The following is a 21,983-nucleotide window of genomic DNA, read 5'->3' on the forward strand; positions in this document are numbered from 1 at the left end:
GGCGGCGGCAATCGCCGGACCGGAGGAGGGGCCTGTCGCCCGCTCGGCGGGCAGGGCGACAGGCCCCGGTCCGTGGGTGACGGCCCGGCATCGGTACGACGCCGGACCGTCACCGTCACCTCATGGCGTGGCCAACTCGAAACGGCGCACCGTCACCGATCCGCCCAGCGCCTGAGTGGCGTAGTTGAAGATGGCGAACCGGTAACCCATGAAGAACGTCCAGTTGTTGTTCAGCGTCAGCGCGTTGCCCAGCGGGACGAAGTTGACCCCGTCAGTGCTGTACGAGAAACGCGCCTGCCGACCGGAGCCGGGCCGGATGTCGGCGTTGGCCCGCAGCCAGATCCGCCCGCCGGAGACCGCGGCACTGGCGATTTCGCTGCCGGTGCTGCTGGTGTCCCAGTTGCTGTTCATGTTCAGCCCGTTGGTCATGACCACCCGGGTGGCACCGTTGTCCCGTCGGACACCGATCCACGCCGAGACGTCGCGCAGCATGGCCAGGCCGGCGCGATCGCCGTCGCGCATCGTCGAGTAGTCGATCTCGACCGTGCCGGTCGAGGTCGGTCCCTGGATGCGGTGGGTGACCGTGTTTCGTGCCCGGTAGAGGTCGTTGGTCACGGTGGCGGTCTGCAGCCGAAGCCCGTTGTTCACCGACCACCGGCTGTTGTCGGGGTTGTGGTTCCACTCGTACTGCGGACCGAGGGTGGTGCCGGCGAACGTGTCGACGCCGGTGAGCGGCTTGACCGGGCGCAGCGGCAGCGGGTTCGGGTAGTTGACCCCCCAGGCGCCGTTGACCGTCTGCACCTGCGGCCAACCGTCCGCGGTCCAGGTGATCGGCGCGAGGGTCGGCATCCGCCCGCCCGGGTACGCGTCGGTGAAGGCCATGTAGTACCAGGAACCGTTCGGCAGCTGCACCAACCCGCCCTGGTGCGGCACTCCGCCGCCGGAGATCGGACCCCGCATGTCGAGCAGCACCTGGCGCTGCTCGTACGGGCCGAACGGGCCGTTGGTGGACTTGAGCACGTACTGTCCGTTGGCCGGGCGGGTCAGCCAGATGTAGTAGGCACCGTTGCGCTTGTAGAAGCGCGCGCCCTCCAGGGTGCCGATGCTCGACGGGGTCTGGTAGACCTGCTGGGCCCGGACCTGGCTGCGGCCGTCGGCGGAGAGCTGCGCGACGCTGATGGTGCCGTTGCCGTACGCGACGTACATGGTGTCGTTGTCGTCGATGAGCATCCCCGCGTCGTAGTAGCACTGCGGCAGGGTGGCGTGCCGGCTCCAGGTGCCGTCGACGGCCGTGGCGGTGTAGATGTGGGTCTGGGCGAAGTTGATGCACCCGGCCCAGTAGTAGGTCTGGTTGCTCGGCCGGTAGTTCAGCGTGGAGGCCCAGATGCCCTCCACGTACGCCTGCTGCCCGGCGGGTAGGTCGTACTTGGTGCCGAAGTCCAGCCGGGGTACCGAGTGTCCGGCGAACTCCCAGTTCACCAGGTCGTACGAGCGCAGGATCGGTGCGCCGGGCGAGTAGTGCATGGTGGACGCGGTCATGTAGTACACCTCGCCGACCCGGATGACCTCGACGTCGGCGAAGTCCTGCCAGACGACGGGGTTGGTGAAGCTGCCGCCGGGGGGCGGGTCGGTGGGGGTGCCGCCGCCGTCGACGCGGACGAGTTGCCACTGCTGGTTGGCGCCGCCCCAGTCGTCGTACTGCACGATGTTGCCGCCGTCGGCGGTCGAGGCGTTCTGCACCTCCATCACCTTGTTGGAGTTGCGGTTGATCAGACGCACGTAGCCGTCGGCCGAGTCGGCCAGCCGGAACTGCTGGTTGGTCCCGTTGTGGTCGCTCCACTGCACGATCGACGCGCCGTTCGCGGTGGAGAAGTTGTACACGTCGAGCACCTTGCCGGAGTGCCGCGAGCGCAGCCGGTAGTAGCCACCGCCGGAGTCGACGAACTGCCACTGCTGCCAGTTCCCGTTGTTGCGGGCCCACTGGGTGATCCGCGCCCCGTCGTTCGTGGCCATGTTGTAGACGTCGAGCGCCTTGCCGCTGTTGCGGTTGACGAGTACGTACCACGCGTTGGTGTCCACCGTGGCCGCGACCGCGGGCGACGGTGCCACCGCGGCGACGGAGCCGCCCACCACCAGCGCCACCAGGATGGCCGCCGCGCGTGACAGCCAGCCGCGCCGGCCCGGCAGGGTCCGTGGGACCTCACCAATGGCAATCATGATTCTCCTTCAGGATGCGAGCAGAACGAACAGGGCGGTCCGGCTGCGGCCTACGCCGTCGCCGCCGCGGTGCCCTCTGTAATCGCTAACATGACCGCTCTGCCCAAGGGAGAGATCAGGTGACCATCAGTTGTGCAGCGACATGACACGTCCCGGACGGCCACAGATATCGTCCGCCTTCACTATTGACTGTGAGCGATAACACGGCCTTCGTCAAGACGTAACGTCCACGACTCGCGCGCCACTGACGGGAGCTGCTCGCGGTCCCCGGCCGACGGGGTGGCACATCGGCCGGGGACGCCTGCCACGCGCGGGCGCGGGCAGCCGCCGGCATGGCGGACGGGCCACGGTGGGCGGTCCGCCATGCCGGCGTCGAAGGGCGTCAGAAACCCCGGGCGAGCCGGTAGTACGCCTGGTTCCAGCGCAGTTCGTCGGCAAACCGCCGGGGATCGGTGTCGGCGTCGATGACGACGAGTTCGGTACGGCTCATCTCGGCCAGGTCGTGCAGTTCCTCCACGCCCACCGCCTGGGAGAGCACGGTGTGGTGAGGGGCACCGGCAGTGATCCACGCCTCGGCGGAGCCGGGCAGGTGCGGCTGCGGCCGCCAGACCGCCCGGGCGACCGGCAGCCGGCGCAGTGGCTGCGGCGGAGACACCACGTCGACCTCGTTCGCCACCAGCCGGAAACGCTCGCCCATGTCCGCCAGTCCGAGCACCACCGCAGGCCCCGGCGCGGCGTCGAAGACCAGCCGGACCGGATCCTCGCGACCGCCGATGCTCAGCGGATGGATCTCCACGTTCGGCACGTCACCGGCGATCGACGGGCACACCTCGAGCATGTGGGCGCCGAGCACCAGTTCCTCACCCGGGGTGAGGTCGTAGGTGTAGTCCTCCATGAACGAGGTGCCGCCCTCGGTGCCGACCGCCATCGCCTTGAGGGTGTGCACCAGCACGGAGGTCTTCCAGTCCCCCTCACCGCCGAAGCCGTAGCCGTCGGCCATGAGTCGCTGCACCGCGATGCCGGGCAGTTGACGCAGGCCGCCCAGGTCCTCGAAGTTGGTGGTGAAGGCGCGGAAGCCACCGGCGTCCAGGAAGGTACGCAGACCCAGTTCCAGCCGGGCGGCGTACCGCAGCGAGTCGTGCCGCTCACCGCCCGGCCGCAACTCGGCGGCCACCCGGAAGGTGTCGTCGTACTCCTTGACCAGATCATCGATCTGCGCCTCGGCCACCTCGTCGACCACCCGCACCAGATCGTTGACCCCGTACGTGTTCACCGAGACGCCGAAGCGCAGCTCCGCCTCGACCTTGTCCCCCTCGGTGACGGCCACGTCGCGCATGTTGTCGCCGAATCGCGCCAGCCGTAGCGAACGCATGGCCGACCAGCCGATGGCCGCCCGGGTCCAGGCGCCGACGCGGGAGACCACGCGAGGGTCGGAGACGTGTCCGGCGACCGTCTTGCGGGCCACCCCGAGCCGGGTCTGGATGTACCCGAACTCCCGGTCGCCGTGCGCGGCCTGGTTGAGGTTCATGAAGTCCATGTCGATCTCGTCCCACGGCAGTAGGACGTTGGCCTGGGTGTGCAGGTGCAACAGCGGCGTCTGCAACGCGTCCAGGCCCGAGATCCACATCTTCGCCGGCGAGAAGGTGTGCATCCAGGCGATCACCCCGACCGCCCCCTGCGTCGCGGCATCCCGGCAGGTCCGCAGGATGTCGGCGCTGGTGGTCAGGACCGGCTTCCAGACCACCCGGGCGGGAATGTGCGGCGATTCGTCGAGCAGAGCGGCGATCTGACGGGACTGGTCGGCCACCTGCCGGAGCGTGTCCTCGCCGTACATTGCCTGGCTTCCGGTGAGGAACCAGACCTCAGGTTCAGGGTGTGTTGCCATGGGAGTTGCCTTCCGCGAGAGGGGCGGTCACTTGTAGCGGATGCCGATGAGGCGCTGGAGCAGGATGAACGCGAAGAGCAGGCCTCCGATCACGATCTTGGTCCACCAGGAGTTGAGGCTGCCGTCGAAGGTGATCAGGGTCTGGATCACGCCGAGTACCAGCACACCGAGCACCGTGCCGAAGATGTACCCCGAGCCACCGGTGAGCACAGTGCCACCGATGACCACGGCCGCGATCACGTCGAGTTCCATTCCGATGGCGATCAGCGGGGCGCCGGAAAGCGTGTAGAAGGACAGCAGGATCCCACCGATCGCCGCGCACAGGCCGCTGATCGTGTAGACGGCGATCCGGGTCCGGCCTACCGGCAGCCCCATCAGCAGCGCCGACTGCGGGTTGCCGCCGATCGCGTAGACGTTGCGCCCCAGTCGCGTGTACGCCAGCACGTACGCGGCGATCAGCACCACCGCGAACGCGACAAGCACGCTGATCGAGACGAAGTTGCCCCGTGGATCGCCGATCCGGTACTGCGACATCGTGGTCCAGAACCCGTCGGTGATCGGAATCGACGCGTCGCTGATGAACGTGCACATGCCCCGGGCGAAGAACATCCCGGCCAGCGTGACGATGAAGGGCTGGATGTCGAAGAAGTGGATCGCGCAGCCCATCAGGAACCCGAGCGTCGGCCCGATCAGCAGGGCGATCACCAGCACCGGCAGCGCGGGCAGGCCGGACTGGAGCAACCACGCCGAGACCATCGCGGTCATCGCCGCCACCGAACCGACCGACAGGTCGATGCCGCCGGTGAGGATCACGAAGGTCATCCCGACGGCGATGACGAGCAGGAAACCGTTATCGATGAAGACGTTGAAGACCACCTGGACGTTGGAGAACGCCCGGTACTGGGACACCCCGATGCCGTACATCACCAGCAGCAGGGTCAATGTCGCCAGCACCGGCATGTGCCGCCGGGGCAGCTTGGCCCAACTCGGAGCGGAGATCGGAAGACTGGTCATGCCGACACTCCGCTGCGCTCCGTGCCGCCATGAGGCACCAACACCCTGAACTGACGATTCGCTCGCTGACGCTCACTCATGCCGGCACCTGCTCCTTCTGCCGCTGCGGCGACGACTGGGGCGGCGGTGGTGTCCCGGCCCGTCGGCGGCGGAACTTCGCCCGGAAGGCCGGTGCCTGGATGAGGCAGACGGCGATGACGACGACCGCTTTGAACAGCAGCGCGGTCTGGGGTGAGATGTTCATGGCGTACACCGTGGTGGTGAGGGTCTGGATGATCAGGGCACCGAGGATCGTGCCGCCGAGGTAGAACCGGCCGCCGGCCAGCGAGGTGCCGCCGATGACGACGGCAAGGATCGCGTCCAGCTCCACCCACAGGCCGGTGTTGTTGCCGTCGGCGCTGGAGACGTTGGCGGTCATCATGAACCCGGCGATCGCGGCGCAGGCGGCGCTCACCACGTAGACGAGGAAGACGACCCGACCGGACCGGATGCCCGCCAGCCGGCTGGCCTCCCGGTTGCCGCCCACCGACTCGACGATCATGCCGAGCGCGGTGCGCCGGGTGAACGCCGCGACCAGCAGGGCCGCGGCCAACGCGATGAAGATCGCCAGGGGCAGGGTCAACAGGTGTCCCAGCCCGATCGCCCGGTACGGACCGGAGTTGATGGTGATGATCTGACCCTCGGCGATCAGCTGTGCGAGGCCCCGTCCGGCCACCATCAGGATGAGCGTGGCGATGATCGGCTGGATGCCGATGACGGAGACCAGGACCCCGTTCCAGGCGCCGAGCACCAGCGCGACCCCGAGCGCCATCGCGAGCGCGGTCAGCACGGTGACGAGGTTGTCCTGATCCGGCGCCCGGCTGATGTAGAGGCAGGCGATGGCTCCGCTGATCGCGCACACCGAGCCGACCGACAGGTCGATACCGCCGGTGGAGATGACCAGGGTCATGCCCAGTGCGACCAGGATCAGCGGTGCGCTCAACCGCAGGATGTCGATCGGGGTGCCGTACAGGTGACCGTTGTTGAGCTCGACGGCCAGGAACCCCGGACGGTAGACGGTGTTGGCCGCCAACATGACCACGAGCACGGCGACCGGCCAGAACAGCCGGTGGCCGAGCAGGGTACGGAAGCGGTTCCCGGCGTCGCTCATCGGCTCGCCTCCTCACGCTCGGTTCCGCTGGCGATGGTCTGCATGACGCGGTCGGCGTCCACAGTGTCGTCGTTGTCGAGCTGCGCGACCAGTTGTCGGTCACGCATCACGACGATCCGGTGACTCAGCCGCAGTACCTCCTCCAGCTCGGCGGAGATGAACAGCACCGCCATGCCGCCGTCGGAGAGCTGTACCACCAGCTTCTGGATCTCGGCCTTCGCGCCGATGTCGATGCCCCGGGTCGGCTCGTCCAGGATGAGCAGCCGTGGCTCGGTGATCAGCCAGCGGGCCAGCAGGACCTTCTGCTGGTTGCCGCCGGAGAGGTTGCGCACCGGCATCTCCGGGTTGGCCGGACGGATGCTCAACGCCTTGATGTACCGGTCGACCAGTTCGTCCTGCCGACGACGAGGAATCGGACGCAACCAGCCCCGGGCGGCCTGCATGGCCAGGATCATGTTCTCCCGTACCGACAGGTCGGCGATGATGCCCTCCGCCCGGCGGTTCTCCGAGCAGAAGCCGATGCCCTGTTCGATCGCCTGCACCGGGTTGCGCAGGCCGGTCCGGGCGCCGTCCACCCGCACCTCGCCACGATCGGCCCGATCCGCGCCGAACAACAGCCGCGCCACCTCGGTACGCCCGGAGCCGAGCAGCCCGGCCAGGCCGACCACCTCACCGGCGTTGATGGTCAGGCTGAACGGAGCGACCGAACCCCGGCGGCCGAGCTGCGACACCTGGACCAACGGGGAGCCGCCCTCGGTCGCCGTCACCGACTGCCGGGGGTGTTCCTCCATGAGTTCGAGAACGTCGAGCTCCTTGCCGATCATCTTCTCCACCAGTGCCAGCTGTGGCAGCTCGGCGATCGGGTACTCCCCCACCAGCGCGCCGTTTCGCAGCACGGTGATCCGGTCGGCGATGCCGTAGACCTGATCGAGGAAGTGGGTCACGAAGAGGATGGCGATGCCCTCGTCCCGCAACTGCCGCATGATCCGGAACAGCTGCGCGACCTCGCCGGCGTCCAGACTGGACGTCGGTTCGTCCAGGATCAGCACCCGGGCCTGCACGTCGATCGCCCGGGCGATCGCGACCATCTGCTGCACGGCCAGGGAGAAACTCCCCACCGGCGCGGTGACGTCGATGTCGAGGTCCAGCCGGGCCAACAGCTGGCGGGCCCGCCGCCGCACCTCGCCCCAGGGGATGGCACCGAGGCGGCGCGGCTCCCGGCCGATGAAGATGTTCTCCGCCACGGACAGGTTCGGGCAGAGATTGACCTCCTGGTAGACCGTGCTGACCCCGGCCGCGGCGGCCTGCATCGGTCCGTTGAAGGCCACCTGCTCGCCGTCGAGGGTGACGGTGCCCTCGTCGATGCCGTACACGCCGGTCAATACCTTGATCAAGGTGGACTTGCCAGCGCCGTTCTCGCCCATCAGGGCGTGCACCTCGCCGGGAAGAAGCCGGAAGTCGACGTTGTGGAGTGCGCGCACCCCGGGAAAGGACTTGCTGATCCCGGTCATTGTCAGGACCGGACGACTATCCGTCATCCCATCGATCCTCTTCTACTTTTCATCGATGCGGAAGGGCCAGTTGTACCGGCACGCCGCCCGGCCGGCCGACGGACCGGTCGGGCGGCGTGGCACGGGACGTCGGGCCGGCCGCCCAGTCCGTCGGGAATGGGCGACGCGGCGGGGCCGCCACGTCGGTGCGGCGGCCCCGTGCGTCATCAGTACTTGCGGTTGGGCAGGGCCTCCTTGGCCTGCTCCTGGGTGAAGGTGGTCTCCTCGGTCTCGATCCGCGGCGGCACCTCCTCACCGGCGTGCACCTTCTTGGCCAGGTCCATCAGCTGTGGGCCGAGCAGCGGGCTGCACTCCGCGATGAAGTTGAACTTGCCGTCGGCCAGCGCCTGCATGCCGTCCTTGACCGCGTCGATGGTGATGATGGTGATGTCCTTGCCGGGCTCCTTGCCCGCCGCGGTGATCGCCTCCAGCGCACCCAGACCCATGTCGTCGTTGTGCGCGAAGAGCACGTCGATCTTCGGGTGGGCCTTCAGGAACTGCTCCATCACCTGCTTGCCGCCCGCGCGGGTGAAGTCACCGGACTGGGAAGCGATGACCTTCAGCTTGGGGTCGGCCGCGATCGCCTCGGCGAAGCCCTTCTTCCGGTCGTTGGCCGGGGCCGAGCCGGTGGTGCCCTGCAACTCGACGATGTTCACGTCGCCGGTCGCGTCCTTCTTGTTCTCCACCAGCCACTCACCGGAGAGCCGGCCTTCCTTGACGAAGTCCGAGCCGAGGAAGGTCTTGTAGAGCGACTTGTCGGCCGAGTCCACCGCGCGGTCGGTCAGGATGACCGGGATGCCGGCGTCCTTGGCCTCCTTGAGCACCGTGTCCCAGCCCGACTCCACCACCGGCGAGAAGGCGATCACGTCGACCTTCTGCTGGATGTAGTTGCGGATGGCCTTGATCTGGTTTTCCTGCTTCTGCTGCGCGTCGTCGAACTTCAGCTCGATGCCGGCCTCGGCCGCCGCCTCCTTGATGGAGTTGGTGTTGGCCGTACGCCAGCCGCTCTCCGCGCCGACCTGGGAGAAGCCCAGGACGAGCTTGCCGTCGTCGCCGCCGTCGCCGCCGCTGCCGGTGTCGCTGTTACCGCAGGCCGCCACGCCGCCGGCGAGCAGCACGGCGGCGACGACCGCGAAGGCGCGCCGACGCGCCATGGGCATTCGCATGTTCCTCATCGGATCTCCTCGGGTGGGGGTGCGGTTGTCCACGCCGGCCGCGGAGGTGCACGAGCAGCCAGCGCTGGTGGTGCGGAATCTGTGTGTCAGGTGGTGCCGGGCGACCCGGATCACCGGGTCGGTCAGGAATTCGCCGGAGGCGAAGAACGTTGGCCGTAGACGTTCTGGTAGCGGTCGTAGAGGGCGTCGATGTCGGCCTGCGCCATCGGCACCGGTCGCCCGAGCGCACGCGTCAGGTGCGCGGTTCGGGCGACGTCCTCACACATCACCGCGGCCTTGACCGCGGCCCGGGCGGTACGCCCGATGGTGAACACGCCGTGGTTGCGCATGAGCACCGCGGGTGAGCGGTGCCCGGTGAGGGTGCTGACGATCCCCTTGCCGATGTCGTCGCCGCCGATCAGGGCGAACGGGCCCACCGGGATCTCCCCGCCGAACTCGTCAGCCTGCGCGGTGAGGTGGCACGGGATCGACTCGCCCCGCGCCGCCCAGGCGGTGGCGTACGTGCTGTGGGTGTGCACGACGCCGCCCACCTCGGGCATGGCGCGGTAGACGTAGGCGTGCGCCGCGGTGTCGCTCGACGGCGACAGCTCCCCCTCGACCGGCATGCCGTCGAGGTCGCAGAGCACCATGTTGTCGGCGGACAGGTCGTCGTAGTCGACGCCGCTCGGCTTGATCACCATGAGGTCGTGACCGGGAACCCGGGCGGAGACGTTGCCGGCCGTCCAGGCGACCAGACCGTACCGGGTCAGTTCCCCGTGCAGCCGGGCCACGCTCTCGCGCAACTCGCTGATCTGTCGGCTCATCTCGACGTTCACGCGAACACCTCCTGCGGCGACGACGCCGACTCAACTGCCGCGTTGCGGATCGCCCGCAGCCGCAGCATCACGTCGTTGGCGCCGCGACCGAAGTGGTCGTGCAGCGCCCGGTACTCGGCGTAGAGCGCGTCGTAGGCGCGCACCCGGTCCGGATCCGGCCGGTAGACCGCCGCCGCGATCCGGCCCATCGCCTGCGACGCCTCGTGGATCGAGGGATGGGCGCCGGCGGCCACGGCAGCGTGGATCGCCGAGCCGAGCGCGGGCCCCTGCGCGGAGCCGATGATGCCCAGGGGCCGGTTCGTGACGTCGGCGTAGATCTGCATCAGCAGCTCGTTCGAGGTGAGGCCACCGGCGATCACCAGGTCATCGACCGGCACGCCGGCCTCCGCGAACGCCTCGATGATCATCCTGGTGCCGTACGCCGTCGCCTCCAGCAGCGCCCGGTAGATGTCCTCCGGGCGGGTGGCCAGGGTCAGCCCGACGATCAACCCGCTGAGGTCGTGGTTGACCAGCAGCGACCGGTTGCCGTTCCACCAGTCCAGCGCGACCAGACCGTGCGCGCCGACGGGCTGCGCGGCGGCCAGCTCGGTGAGTCGCTCGTGCGAGTCGACTCCAGCCGGGGCGGCGTGCTTGACGAACCAGCCGAAGATGTCGCCGACACCGCTCTGCCCGGCCTCGTAGCCCCACGCACCGGAGCTGATGCCACCGTCGACCACTCCGCACATCCCGGCCACCTCGGCGGGGTGGGTGCCGTTGACCACGTGGCAGGTCGACGTTCCCATGATCGCCACCAGCCGGCCCGGGTCGAGCGCCTGGGCGGCGGCCGCGGTCACGTGCGCGTCGACGTTGCCGACCGCGACGGCGATCCCCTCCGGCAGCCCGGTCCAGGCCGCGGCGCGAGCGGTGAGCCCGCCGGCCCGCGCGGCGAGCGGCATCAGCGGGCCGTCCAGTTTGGCCACGAAGTCACCGAAACCGGGGTTGAGCGCGGTGAGGTAGTCCGCCGACGGGTAGTTGCCGTCCTGGCGGATGCCCTTGTAGCCGGCGGTGCAGACGTTGCGGGTCTCGACGCCGCACAGCTGCCAGACGATCCAGTCCGCCGCCTCGATGAACCGCTCCGCCCGGTGGTAGAGCTCCGGATCCTCCTCCAGGATCTGCAGGCCCTTGGCGAACTGCCACTCCGCGGAGATCTTGCCGCCGTAGCGGCCGATCCAGGGCTCGCGACGCTCGTGGGCCAGAGCGTTGATCCGGTCGGCGTGCGGCTGGGCGGCGTGGTGCTTCCAGAGCTTCACCCAGGCGTGCGGTCGCTGCCGCAGCTCCGGCACCTCGCACAACGGCGTACCGTCGGCCAGCGTCGGCAGCACGGTGCAGGCGGTGAAGTCGATGCCGATGCCCACCACGTCGACCGGGTCGACCCCGGCCGCGGCCACGGCCGCCGGCACCGCCTGGCGCAGCACCTCGCGGTAGTCCTCCGGATCCTGCAACGCCCAGTCCGGCGGCAGCGGCGTACCTCCGTCCGGCAGCGCGGAGCTGATCACCGCGTTGCGGTACTCGTGCACCGCGGTTCCCAGCTCGGCACCGTCGCGGACGCGGACCACCAGGGCCCGCCCCGACAGGGTGCCGTAGTCGACGCCGACGACGTACTTGTCGCCCGCTGCCACACCGCTCATCTTCACCTCCGGCCGATGACGGACCTCAGTGTTAACGCTCACATCCGATGTCGTCAAGACACCTCCCGGCAACAGCTCCGTAACGGACTGCATGGTCGCAGGCCCACCCCCCGGTCGGCTACCCCGGTCCCACCGCATCGACCGCGATTCCAGTGCCGACCGGCCGTGCTCTCGTCTCCGGGCACGCCCGCGAACCCTCCGCCAGCCGGGCCCCGACGGTCGACGGCACCGCTTCGGTGAGCACCGCGAGCGGATCGTCGAGCAACCGGGCGAAACCGAGTTCCGCCGCGCCGACCAGGGTGGCGTCGTCGCCGAGGGCCGCGGTACGCAGCCGCACCGTCTCCCGGGCCACCGGCAGCACGTGACGAGCGATGCGGGCGCGCACCTGCGCGGCGGCCCCCGGATAGAGGTCGCACAGCATCCCGCCGAAGACCACCATGCCGGGATTGAACAGATTGATAAGGTTCGCCACCCCGATGCCGAGCCAGTCGCCGATCCGGCGCAGCGCCTCCCGCGCCGCCGGATCGCCGCGGTCGGCATCGTCGGCCACCGTCCGGACGGCGTCGCGCCCGAACAGCTCGGCGGGCCGACCGGCGGCGTCGAGCAGCGCCCGCTCCCCGACCTCCGCCTCCAGGCAACCGGACGAGCCACAACCGCAGGGCCGTCCGTCGTACGGATTGACCACCATGTGCCCCAACTCGCAGCCGTAGCCGCTGTCGCCACCCAGCAGCCGCCCGCCGACGATGATGCCGCCGCCGACGCCCACATCGCCATGCAGGTACACGAGATCGTCGAGGCCGACTCCCGCACCACGCTGCTGCTCCGCCTGTGCGCCGAGGTGGGCCTCGTTGCCCACCGCCACCGGCAGGCCGAGGCCGAGCCGGTGGCCGAGTTCGTCGCCGAACGCCTGGTCGACCCAGCCGAGATCGGGCCCGTACCGCACCATCCCGTCCCCCGGCCGGATCATGCCGCAGTACGACGCGCCCACGCCGACGCAGCTGGCGCCCGGCGGGGCCGCCCGGTGCAGTTGCCGCCCGAAACGGGCGAGGACCGCTACCACGTCGTGCAGGTCCGGCCCGGCGCGCGGACGTACCGCCTCCCGCCGGTCCAGGATCATCCCGCCGAGTCCGACCCGGGCGGCGACCAACCGGTCCACGGCGACGTCGAAGGCCAGGACGTAGCAGCGCTCGGCGACCGGTCGCACCACCAGGGACGGGCGGCCGGCACGGCCGGTGTCCACCGGCGACCGCTCATCGACGAGGCCGGCCCGGCTCAGCTCGGTGGTCAGCGCCATGATGGTGCTGCGATTCAGGCCCATCCGTTCGCCCAGCTCGACCCGGGACAGCGGGCCACGCAGATGCACCTGCCGCAACAGCGTGCCGGCGTTGCGCCGGCGGATCTCCTCCTGGACCAATCCGACCTCCGCGAGGTCAGCTCCGGGCGACGCGGAGCTGACCCGACGAAGTGTTTCCGCACGGTGACCCGACGTCAAGCGCAGGTCCGGCGCCGCCGCTGGCGCCTCGCTCAGCGGCTGGCACCGGCGCGGCGCTTGTTGTAGACGTCGAAGGCCACGGCGACCAGCAGCACGAGGCCCTTGACCACCGACTGCAACGACTGGTCCACACCCATGAGCTGCATCCCGTTGCTCATCACCGCCATGATGAGCCCGCCCACCATGGCGCCGACGACGGTACCGACGCCGCCGGTGACCGCCGCACCGCCGATGAAAGCGGCGGCGATCGCGTCGAGTTCGAACATGTTGCCCGCCGCGGGCTGCGCCCCGTTGGACCGCGAGGAGAAGATGATGCCGGCCACCGCGGACAGGAAGCCCATGTTCACGAAGATCCAGAAGTTCACGGTGCGAACCTTGACCCCGGACAGCATCGCCGCGGACAGGTTGCCACCGATCGCGTAGACCTGACGTCCGAAGACCGTACGCCGGGTGAGCAACCCGTAGACGAGCACCAGGGCGGCCAGGATGATCAGCACGATCGGCAGGCCCCGCGCGTGGGCCAGTTGCCAGGCGAACCACATGACCACGGCACCGACAAGCGCCATCCGCGCGACGAACAACGCGAAGGACTCGACGGGCTGCTGGTAGCGGACGCGGGCCGCCCGGGTGCGGAAGCAACTGACCACGTAGCCGGCCACCGCGATGCCACCGATGAGCAGGGTGAAGGCGTCGTAGCCGTCGCCACCGATGAGTCCGTTGAGGAAGCCGGCCGCGATCCGGTTGTACTCGGCCGGGAACGGCGACAGCGAGATGTTGTCCAGCACCCGCAGGGTGAGACCACGGAACAGCAGCATGCCGGCGAGGGTCACGATGAAGGCCGGGATACCGACGTACGCCACCCAGAAGCCGTGCCAGGCGCCGACCGCGATCCCGACCACCAGCGCGGCCAGCACGCCGACCCACCACGGTTGTCCCTGCCGGATCACGACCACCGCGGAGACCGCGCCGGTCAGCGCCACCACCGAGCCGACCGAGAGGTCGATGTGTCCGCCGATGATCACGATGACCATGCCGATGGCGAGCACCAGGATGTACGAGTACTGCAGGACGATGTTCGTGATGTTGCCCGGGCTCAGCGACAGACCGTCGGTCAGGAACGCGAACAGGGCGACGATGACGACGAGAGCGACGAAGATGCCGCTCTGCCGCAGATTGTTCATGATCAGCGTACGTGGGTCGCTGGTGCCGACGTGCACTGCGGCGGAAGCGCTCTCGGCCGACTTCCGGTCGGCCGAGGTGGGCTTGGTGCTGGTCATCCGACGCTTTCCTTGTCCTTCGCCATGAGTTCCATGAGCTTTTCCTGGGTCGCCTCGGCGACCGGCACCTCGCCGGTGACGCGCCCGGCCGACAACGTGTAGATGCGGTCACACATGCCGAGCAGCTCCGGCAGTTCGGAGGAGATCATGATGACGGCTTTGCCGTCGGCCACCAACCGGTTGATGATCGTGTAGATCTCGAACTTGGCGCCGACGTCGATACCCCGGGTCGGCTCGTCCAGGATCAGCACCTCCGGGTCGGTGAACAGCCACTTCGACAGCACGACCTTCTGCTGGTTCCCGCCGGACAGCTTGCCCACGACCGACATCACGCTCGGCGCCTTGATGTTCATGTCGCGCCGGCTCGTCTCGGCGACCTTGATCTCCTCGTTGTCGTGCACCCAGCCCAGCCGGGCGAGCCGGCGCAGCCCGGCGGCCGAGATGTTGCGCCGGATGTCCTCGATCAGGTTCAGGCCGAAGCGCTTGCGGTCCTCCGTCGCGTACGCGATGCCGTTGCCGATGGCCTCCGCGACGGTGCGCGCCCTGACCTGGCGGCCGTGCACGAACAGCCGACCGGTGATGTCCCGGCCGTACGCGCGCCCGAAGACACTCATCGCCAGCTCGGTCCGCCCGGCGCCCATCAGTCCGGCGATGCCGACGACCTCGCCGGCGCGCACGTTCAGGTTCGCGCCGTCGACGACCAACCGGTCCTGGGTCGGGTGGCGCACCGACCAGTCCTCGATGCGCAACACCTCCTCCCCCGGCGTGGAGACCCGGTCGGGGTAGAAGCTGTCGATGTCGCGGCCGACCATCCCCCGGATGATCCGTTCCTGGGTCACCTCGCCGGAGGTCATCTCGAGCCGCTCCACGGTCCGCCCGTCCCGCAGCACGGTAGTTGAGTCGGCGATGGCGGTGATCTCGTTGAGCTTGTGCGAGATCATGATGCAGGTGATGCCCTCGTCGCGCAGGCGTCGCATCAGGTCGAGCAGGTGGGCCGAGTCGATGTCGTTGAGCGCGGCGGTCGGCTCGTCGAGGATGAGCAGCCGGACCTTCTTGGAGATGGCCTTGGCGATCTCCACCAGCTGCTGCTTGCCGACACCGAGTTGCACCACCGGCGTCATCGGATTCTCGTCCAGCCCCACCGAGGCGAGCAGTTTGGCCGCATCGGCGTTGGTGCGGTTCCAGTCGATCAGCCCGCCGGCCCCGCGTTGCTCGTTGCCGAGGAAGATGTTCTCGGCGATCGACAGGTACGGCACCAGGGCGAGTTCCTGGTGGATGATGACGATGCCCCGCTGCTCACTGTCGCGGATGCCACGGAAGTGCACCGGTGCGCCGTCGAGGAGGATCTCGCCGTCGTAGCTGCCGGAGGGGTAGACCCCGGAGAGCACTTTCATCAGGGTGGACTTGCCGGCGCCGTTCTCGCCGCAGATGGCGTGGATCTCCCCACGGCGTACCGCGAGGGTGACGTCCTGGAGCGCCGCCACGCCCGGGAAGGTCTTGGTGATGCGACGCATCTCGAGGATGTTGTCGTCGGTGCTCACCATCCTGAGCCTCCAGATCGTCGTGGGTGTCAGGGGTGTCGCCGGGCTCGGCGGCGGTCGTCGCCGCCGAGCCCGGCGGTGCCGTCAGCCGGCCTGGCCGGCGGCGACCTCCTCGGCGGTGAAGTAGCCCGAGTCGATCAGGACCGGCTTGATGTCGTCCTTGTACACCATCTGGACCGGCAGCAGGTACGACGGGACGACCTTGACGCCGTTGTTGTACGTCTCGGTGTCGTTGGCCTGCGGCGCCTTGTCGGTCAGGAACGCCTCGGCGGCGATGACGGCCTGCTCGGCCAGCAGTCGGGTGTCCTTGAAGATGGTGGAGCTCTGCACCCCGTCGTCGATCAGCTTCACCGAGGCGATCTCGGCGTCCTGACCGGTCACCACCGGGAAGTCCGCCCCCTTGTAGCCGGCGTTCTGCAGGGCGGTGATGATGCCCCGGGACAGCCCGTCGTACGGCGACAGCACGCCGTCGACCTTGGTGCCGCTGTTGTAGCTGGAGGTCAGCAGGTCCTCCATCCGCTTCTGCGCGGCCTCCTGCTGCCACCGCAGGATCGCCACCTGCTCGATGCTGGTCTGCCCGGAGGTCACCTTCAGGGTGCCGTCGTCGATGAACGGCTTCAGCGTGTCCATCGCGCCGTCGAAGAAGAAGTGGGCGTTGTTGTCGTCGAGCGACCCGGCGAACAGCTCGATGTTGAACGGGCCCTTCGCCTCGCCCTTCGCGCCGTCCTTGGTCTGCACGCCGAGGCCGACCAGCAGGGCGGTCGCCTGGGCGACGCCGACCTTGTAGTTGTCGAAGCTGACGTAGAAGTCGACGTTCGGGCTGTCCCGGATGAGCCGGTCGTAGGCGATGACCGGGATGTCCGCGTCGGCCGCCGCCTGCAACTGCCCGCTCAGCGCCGTGCCGTCGATCGCCGCGATGATGAGCACGTCGGCACCCCGCGTGATCATCTGGTCGACCTGCTGGGACTGGGTGGGGATGTCGTCACCGGCGTACTGGAGATCGACCTGGTAGCCCTTGGCTTCGAGCTTCTCCTTGACGGAGTTGCCGTCCGCGATCCACCGCTCCGAGGTCTGGGTCGGCATCGAGACGCCGATGGTCAGGTCGCCGGGCTGGTCGCTGTCGTTTCCGCCGCTGCCGGCGCCGTCGCCGCTACAGGCCGCCATGCTCAGCGCCAGGACGGCGCTTCCGAGAGCGGCCAGGACTCGTCTGTTCACTGGCTTCCCCAATCTGGAACTCGCGCCGTCGCACCGGCTGCGCGGGTCGCACTTGGGGCCCAAGTGTTAGCGCTCACAATGCCTAGGTCAACACCTGGTTCGAAATCCTGCGGTCACGGTCTCGTAACGAACACCGCACTCACTCACCCACGTGAGTCGTCGCAGGTCAGGGCGCCGATCACGAGGGGCGACCAGGAGGTCGCCCAGGCCGGCCGGACGCCGGTCATCGACGTCAGAGAATACGGCAAGCCAGGGGCGACGGACACCCCTCCGTCCACCCGACCGGCCGGCGAATCGGCACGAGCGGCGGCGCCTCGATGTGAACACTGAGTTTCCGCCTCGTCACCAAGGCGGCCTTGACACGGGCCGGGTCGGCGCCGATGCTCTGCTAAATCGGTTTAGCGCCCGCTGTTTCGGAGTTCGACAGAGCCGCTCCGGCGCGCAGCCGGACCAGACGGACGCGTCCAACGAGGAGGGCCGATGAGACTGCGCAGGACGTTCGTCTCCGTCGCCGCGGTGCTGCTGCTGGCCACGTCCGGCACCGCCGCCTACGCCGCGACCAGGGATCACGGCGGCGGCAGCGGTGGCATCCGCAGCGTCACCCCCATCACCACGGTCTACACCTACGGCCAGAAGGTCTCGGCCGTGGCCGTCGAGTACGGCGCCACGGTCAACCCCCGCAAGCTCGACAACTCGACCTTCGCGGTCTCCGACACCAGCTACAACTTCCGCTTCAACCCCATCGAGGACCTGCCCAAACTGACCGAGCGGACAATCACCCACACCTACACCAACAGCACCGCCACCGTCCGCGCCGACCGCCGGTCCGTACCCGGCAGGTACGTCATCGTCGAGCTGGACCCCGATCAGAACGCCGGCTGGACGGTCATCGTCTCCAAGTGCCCGACCTTTCTGTGCACGGTGAAGGTCAACCCGGAGCTGCCGACCCGGGTGACCCAACGCAAGGACGTGCACGCCCAGCCGGGCAAGGGCGGAGGTGCCGGGCCGGTGCTGGCCAAGGGCTCACCGCGTACCTCGCACGGTGTCACCGAGGCACCGGTGAACCTGCTCGTCGACGAGTTCCGCTACGGCTCGTACCTCAGTGGCGGCATGGTGCTGCCGTACCACTACCACCTGCCGAAGAACTACCAGCCTGGCCGGAAGTACCCGCTGATGGTCGTACTGCCCGGGCACGGCATGGGCTGGGACGGCGACAACGCGGGCGTACAGATCGCCGCCGACATCCCGGCGACGGCCTGGCTCCAGCCGAGCGTCACCGGCAGCCGGGAGGACGTCATCGTGCTCGCCCCGCAGAACCAGCGGGTGGGCGACGTGGCCGAGGCGGAGCTGCTGGTCAAGCTGGTCGAGCAGTTCAGCAAGGACCACGCGGTGGACACCGGGCGGGTGTACGCCACCACCGTCTCCTACGGCTCGCGGCTGCTGTGGGAGGCGTTCGCCAAGCGTCCCGACCTGTTCACCGCCGGCCTGGTCACCGGTGGTTTCCAGGTCAGCGCCGGCCAGGCGACGGCGATCGCCGCCGCGATCCCGCTGTGGATCACCCACGGTGTCAACGACCATCTGCTGAACATCTCGCTGGCCCGCAACTCCCGGGCGGCACTGCGGTCGGCGTACGAGGCGCAGGGTAGGACGCCCGAGCAGATCGCCGAGTTGCTGCACTACACCGAGTACGGCAACGAGGCGTTCACGCTGCCCGACTACCACGCGGCCTACGGCCCGACCTACGACGACCAGAGCATCCTGCAGTGGCTGCTGGCCCAGCGAAAGTGAGCATGGCCAGCTAGTGCGGCGGCCAGGAACGTCGGCGGTGTCGCGGCCAGGTCCCGGCGGCGACCCGGGGCACGTTCCTGGCCACCGCGCCGGCTCGCCGGCCGCGACAGGGGATGTCGGGGCCGGCGAGCCTTTGGGACGGGTTCGCTGGATCTGTCGGCGGCGACCCGGGAGATCCGCCTCGACTGTCAGGCGCCGATGGCGATGGCGAAGATGTGCATGGTCGGCACGTTCGCCGCGGGCCGTGCGCTGATGTTGGGCAGCTCCACCCGGGCCACCGGCTTGTTCTGCAACGCCACCCCGACGTAGTAGACGCACGCGGCGGTGTTGTGCCGCTGGTTGCCGGGCCGGTTCTGGTACGCCATCACGACGGCGGCGGTGCCACCGGCGTGCGGACCGCCGTACCAGTCGGGGGTGCTGAGGGTGAACGTCTGCCGGGTGCCGTCGGCGTAGACCACCGCGGCGGTGCCCGACACGGCCCCGTACGTGCCGGTGGCGAGGAAGCCGAGCGTCCGGCCGGTGCCGGTCAGACCGACCGACTGCCCGGAGGCGATGGCGTTGTCCGCACCGCCCGGTGCCACGTTCGGCCAGCGGAAGGTGACCCCGTTGCGGCTCAGCGTGCTGCCGGGCGTCACGCCGGCCTGGGCCAGCGCCTGCGCGGAGAGGGTGGCGCCGTTGCCGTCGAAGTTTCCGGCACCGGTGTTGTTGTCGTTGGTGGTGCTGACGTTCGTGAAGCTCTGCTCCAGCGGCGGTGCGGTGGGCGCGCCGCCCGACCCGGTGGCCCGGTAGGTGCGCCCGGCCGCCACGGTCACCTCGATCAGGTCGTTCTCGACCTTCGTGGTCCGGGCCGGGGTGCCGTCGGCGGCGTCGACCACGGTGTGGTTGCCGGTGAACATCCGGCCTCGCAGCCGGACGGTGCCGGCCCGGTCCGGCCGGACGAGGATCTCGGTGGCCTGCCCGTTGCTCCAGGTGATGCCGACGGTGTGACCACCCCGGCCACGCAGGCCGCTGACCCGTCCGTTGGGCCAGGCCACCGGCAGCGCCGGCAGGATGTGCAGTTCGCCGACGTGGCTGTGCAGCAGCATCTCCGCGATGCCGGCGGTGGCCCCGAAGTTGCCGTCGATCTGGAACGGCGGGTGCAGGTCGAACATGTTCGGCGCGAGCCGGGCCGGGGTGGCCAGGAAGCGGATCAGGTCATGGGCGCGGTTGCCCTCCTCCATCCGGGCCCAGAAGTTGATTTTCCAGGCGAGCGACCAGCCGGTGCCGTCGTCGCCCCGGATCTCCAGGGTGCGCCGCGCCGCCTCGAACAACTGGGGGGTGCCCCGCCGGGTGATCTGGTTGCTGGGTGCCAGTCCGTACAGGTGCGAGATGTGCCGGTGGTTCCGTTCGGTCTCGACCCAGTCGTAGAGCCACTCCATGATGTTGCCGCGCGACCCGATGCGGTTCGGCGCGAGCCGGTCCCGGGTCGCCCGCGCCTGCGCCCGGAAGGTGGCGTCGGTGTTGAGGATCTCGCTGGCCCGGGCGCATCCGTCGAAGAGATCCCGCAGGATCTGGTTGTCCATCGTGGGCCCCGCGCACACGCTCGCGTCGGCGTGGTGACCGATCTCCGGCGAGTTCGACGGATTGGTCACCAGATAGCCGAGGCTCGGCTCGGTCACCAGGGTGTCGAGGAAGAACTGCGCCGCGCCCTTCATCGCCGGATAGTTCGCCCGGAGGAACTCGACGTCCCCGGTGAACAGGTAGTGGTCCCAGATCAGGGTGGCCAGCCAGGCGCCGCCGGTCTGCCACATGCCCCAGAAGGCCCCGTCGACCACGGAGGTGGCCCGCCACGCGTCGGTGTTGTGGTGGGTGACCCAGCCGCCGGCACCGTACTGCACCTGGGCGGTGCGGGCCCCGGCCACCGCGAGGTCCCGGACCATGTCGAAGACCGGCTCGTGGCACTCGGACAGGTTCGTGGTGTTGGCCGGCCAGTAGTTCATCGGCAGGTTGGCGTTGATGGTGTACTTCGAGTCCCAGGCCGGGGTCAGCGAGTCGTTCCAGATGCCCTGGAGATTGGCCGGCTGGGTGCCCGGCCGGGAGGACGAGATCAACAGGTACCGACCGAACTGGAACAGCAGTGCGGAGAACTGCGGATCGTTGACGCTGTTGTGCTGCGCGATCCGTACGTCGGTCGGTTGGTCCGCGGCGGAGGTACGCCCCAGGTCGAGACTGACCCGCCCGAACAGCGCCTGGTAGTCGGCGACGTGCAGAGCGCGCAGCTGGTCGTAGCTGCTGGACCGCGCGGCGGTGAGGTGTCGCCGCGCGATGCCCTGGTAGTCGCCGCCGACGTTGCGGTAGTTGACGTAGCTGGAGCCGATCGAGACCAGCAGGGTCACGCTCGTGGCACCGTTGACCCGCAACGTGCCACCGGAACTGCTCACGGTGCCGCCGCTGACGGTGGCGTTGGCCAGCGCCAGGAAACGCACCGCGCCGTTGACGCCCTCCTGGTTGCCGGAGACGCCGTCCAGGGCGATGGTGGTGCCGTCCGGGCTGGAGACAGAGGTCCGCTGCGGGCTGTCGAACGTGGCGGTGAAGGTGATCGAGCCGGTCCGGTCGGCGGTCAGCCGCATCGCGATGACCTGGTCCGGTGCGCTGGCGAAGGTCTCCCGCTGGTACCGCACACCGTTCATCACGTACGACACGCTCGTCGTCGCGGTGGTCAGGTCCAGGTGCCGGTTGTACTGCGACGCCCCGCCGGAGGTCGGGAAGCTCAGCCGGAGGTTGCCGACGGTCTGGTACGCCAACTGCCCGACCGGGTTGCCGAGCATGTTCTGGTTGATCAGGTTCTGGGCCTGGGTCCACTGGTTGGCGAACACCAGGCGCCGGATCTCGGCCAGCGCGCCCAGCCCACGGGGGTTGCTCGGGTCGTGCGGTCCGCCGGCCCAGACGGTGTCCTCGTTGAGCTGCAGCCGTTCCGTGTCGACGTTGCCGAAGACCATGGCGCCGAGGCGGCCGTTGCCGATCGGCAGCGCCCGCAGCCAGTCGGTGCCGGCGGCCTCGTCGTACCAGAGCGCCAGGTCACCGGCGGCCAGCACCTGCGGCGGTGCCGCCGAGTCCGCCCGGGCCACGGCGGTCCACGGCAGCGGTAGCAGGGCGCCACCGGCACCCGCCGCGCCGATCTTGAGAGCCTGCCGTCGAGTCAGGTCCGACATCGATCC

General features: G+C 69.1%; 14 protein-coding genes. 1 reads left to right on the forward strand and 13 read right to left on the reverse strand.

The genetic code is table 11. The annotated features are described in order from the left end of the window. Positions 1 to 120: 120 nt before the first annotated feature. From O3597_RS11980 to chvE, 12 genes are all read right to left on the reverse strand, one after another. Complete coding sequence (locus tag O3597_RS11980) at positions 121 to 2,217, reverse strand: RICIN domain-containing protein (protein ID WP_281604193.1); 2,097 nt, start codon at positions 2,215 to 2,217, stop codon at positions 121 to 123. 382 nt (positions 2,218 to 2,599) lie between these two features. After that, positions 2,600 to 4,102, reverse strand: coding sequence for an L-arabinose isomerase (gene araA, locus O3597_RS11985; protein ID WP_281604194.1), 1,503 nt, complete (start codon positions 4,100 to 4,102; stop codon positions 2,600 to 2,602). Between the two features lie 27 nt (positions 4,103 to 4,129). Further along, on the reverse strand, positions 4,130 to 5,116 hold the full coding sequence (gene yjfF, locus O3597_RS11990; protein WP_164447105.1) for a galactofuranose ABC transporter, permease protein YjfF: 987 nt from the start codon (positions 5,114 to 5,116) through the stop codon (positions 4,130 to 4,132). Positions 5,117 to 5,192: 76 nt separating this feature from the next. Next, the gene (locus tag O3597_RS11995; protein ID WP_164447106.1) at positions 5,193 to 6,266 is read right to left on the reverse strand and encodes an ABC transporter permease; all 1,074 of its coding nucleotides are present in this window, start codon (positions 6,264 to 6,266) and stop codon (positions 5,193 to 5,195) included. Beyond that, the gene (locus tag O3597_RS12000; RefSeq protein ID WP_164447107.1) at positions 6,263 to 7,804 is read right to left on the reverse strand and encodes a sugar ABC transporter ATP-binding protein; all 1,542 of its coding nucleotides are present in this window, start codon (positions 7,802 to 7,804) and stop codon (positions 6,263 to 6,265) included. The genes O3597_RS11995 and O3597_RS12000 overlap by 4 nt, the downstream gene beginning before the upstream one ends. 179 nt (positions 7,805 to 7,983) lie before the next feature. After that, on the reverse strand, positions 7,984 to 8,982 hold the full coding sequence (locus O3597_RS12005) for an ABC transporter substrate-binding protein (protein ID WP_235944735.1): 999 nt from the start codon (positions 8,980 to 8,982) through the stop codon (positions 7,984 to 7,986). A gap of 131 nt (positions 8,983 to 9,113) precedes the next feature. Then, complete coding sequence (locus O3597_RS12010; RefSeq protein WP_164447386.1) at positions 9,114 to 9,794, reverse strand: L-ribulose-5-phosphate 4-epimerase; 681 nt, start codon at positions 9,792 to 9,794, stop codon at positions 9,114 to 9,116. An 8-nt stretch (positions 9,795 to 9,802) separates the two neighbouring features. Continuing rightward, complete coding sequence (gene araB / locus O3597_RS12015) at positions 9,803 to 11,473, reverse strand: ribulokinase (RefSeq protein WP_164447108.1); 1,671 nt, start codon at positions 11,471 to 11,473, stop codon at positions 9,803 to 9,805. Positions 11,474 to 11,591: 118 nt separating this feature from the next. Beyond that, positions 11,592 to 12,887 carry an ROK family transcriptional regulator gene (locus O3597_RS12020; RefSeq protein ID WP_281604195.1) on the reverse strand — a complete coding sequence of 432 codons (1,296 nt, stop codon included), beginning with the start codon at positions 12,885 to 12,887 and terminating at the stop codon, positions 11,592 to 11,594. 110 nt (positions 12,888 to 12,997) lie between these two features. Continuing rightward, complete coding sequence (gene mmsB / locus O3597_RS12025; RefSeq protein WP_164447110.1) at positions 12,998 to 14,242, reverse strand: multiple monosaccharide ABC transporter permease; 1,245 nt, start codon at positions 14,240 to 14,242, stop codon at positions 12,998 to 13,000. Further along, positions 14,239 to 15,786: a multiple monosaccharide ABC transporter ATP-binding protein gene (mmsA, locus tag O3597_RS12030; RefSeq protein WP_281604196.1), complete on the reverse strand. Its 1,548-nt coding sequence runs from the start codon at positions 15,784 to 15,786 to the stop codon at positions 14,239 to 14,241. The genes mmsB and mmsA overlap by 4 nt, the downstream gene beginning before the upstream one ends. 81 nt (positions 15,787 to 15,867) lie before the next feature. After that, positions 15,868 to 16,998, reverse strand: coding sequence for a multiple monosaccharide ABC transporter substrate-binding protein (gene chvE, locus O3597_RS12035; protein WP_281604197.1), 1,131 nt, complete (start codon positions 16,996 to 16,998; stop codon positions 15,868 to 15,870). 480 nt (positions 16,999 to 17,478) lie between these two features. Here chvE and O3597_RS12040 point away from each other — a divergent pair, with 480 nt between their 5' ends. After that, positions 17,479 to 18,786, forward strand: coding sequence for a hypothetical protein (locus O3597_RS12040; RefSeq protein ID WP_281604198.1), 1,308 nt, complete (start codon positions 17,479 to 17,481; stop codon positions 18,784 to 18,786). Between the two features lie 188 nt (positions 18,787 to 18,974). Here O3597_RS12040 and O3597_RS12045 read toward each other — a convergent pair whose 3' ends face one another. Beyond that, a complete protein-coding gene (locus tag O3597_RS12045; RefSeq protein WP_281604199.1) occupies positions 18,975 to 21,977 on the reverse strand; it encodes a glycoside hydrolase family 95 protein in 3,003 nt (1,000 codons plus the stop codon). Between the last annotated feature and the right edge of the window lie 6 nt (positions 21,978 to 21,983).

Origin of the sequence: Verrucosispora sp. WMMA2044, from assembly GCF_027497155.1 — a bacterium.
Taxonomy (GTDB): Bacteria; Actinomycetota; Actinomycetes; order Mycobacteriales; family Micromonosporaceae; genus Micromonospora; species Micromonospora palythoicola.

Coding starts and splice junctions, on each gene's coding strand:
- yjfF (WP_164447105.1), bottom strand. CDS start 5,116: ATGACCAGTCTTCCGATCTCCGCTCCGAGTTGGGCCAAGCTGCCCCGG.
- O3597_RS11980 (WP_281604193.1), bottom strand. CDS start 2,217: ATGATTGCCATTGGTGAGGTCCCACGGACCCTGCCGGGCCGGCGCGGC.
- O3597_RS11995 (WP_164447106.1), bottom strand. CDS start 6,266: ATGAGCGACGCCGGGAACCGCTTCCGTACCCTGCTCGGCCACCGGCTG.
- araB (WP_164447108.1), bottom strand. CDS start 11,473: ATGAGCGGTGTGGCAGCGGGCGACAAGTACGTCGTCGGCGTCGACTAC.
- O3597_RS12010 (WP_164447386.1), bottom strand. CDS start 9,794: ATGAGCCGACAGATCAGCGAGTTGCGCGAGAGCGTGGCCCGGCTGCAC.
- mmsB (WP_164447110.1), bottom strand. CDS start 14,242: ATGACCAGCACCAAGCCCACCTCGGCCGACCGGAAGTCGGCCGAGAGC.
- O3597_RS12005 (WP_235944735.1), bottom strand. CDS start 8,982: ATGCGAATGCCCATGGCGCGTCGGCGCGCCTTCGCGGTCGTCGCCGCC.
- mmsA (WP_281604196.1), bottom strand. CDS start 15,786: ATGGTGAGCACCGACGACAACATCCTCGAGATGCGTCGCATCACCAAG.
- araA (WP_281604194.1), bottom strand. CDS start 4,102: ATGGCAACACACCCTGAACCTGAGGTCTGGTTCCTCACCGGAAGCCAG.
- O3597_RS12040 (WP_281604198.1), top strand. CDS start 17,479: ATGAGACTGCGCAGGACGTTCGTCTCCGTCGCCGCGGTGCTGCTGCTG.
- O3597_RS12045 (WP_281604199.1), bottom strand. CDS start 21,977: ATGTCGGACCTGACTCGACGGCAGGCTCTCAAGATCGGCGCGGCGGGT.
- O3597_RS12000 (WP_164447107.1), bottom strand. CDS start 7,804: ATGACGGATAGTCGTCCGGTCCTGACAATGACCGGGATCAGCAAGTCC.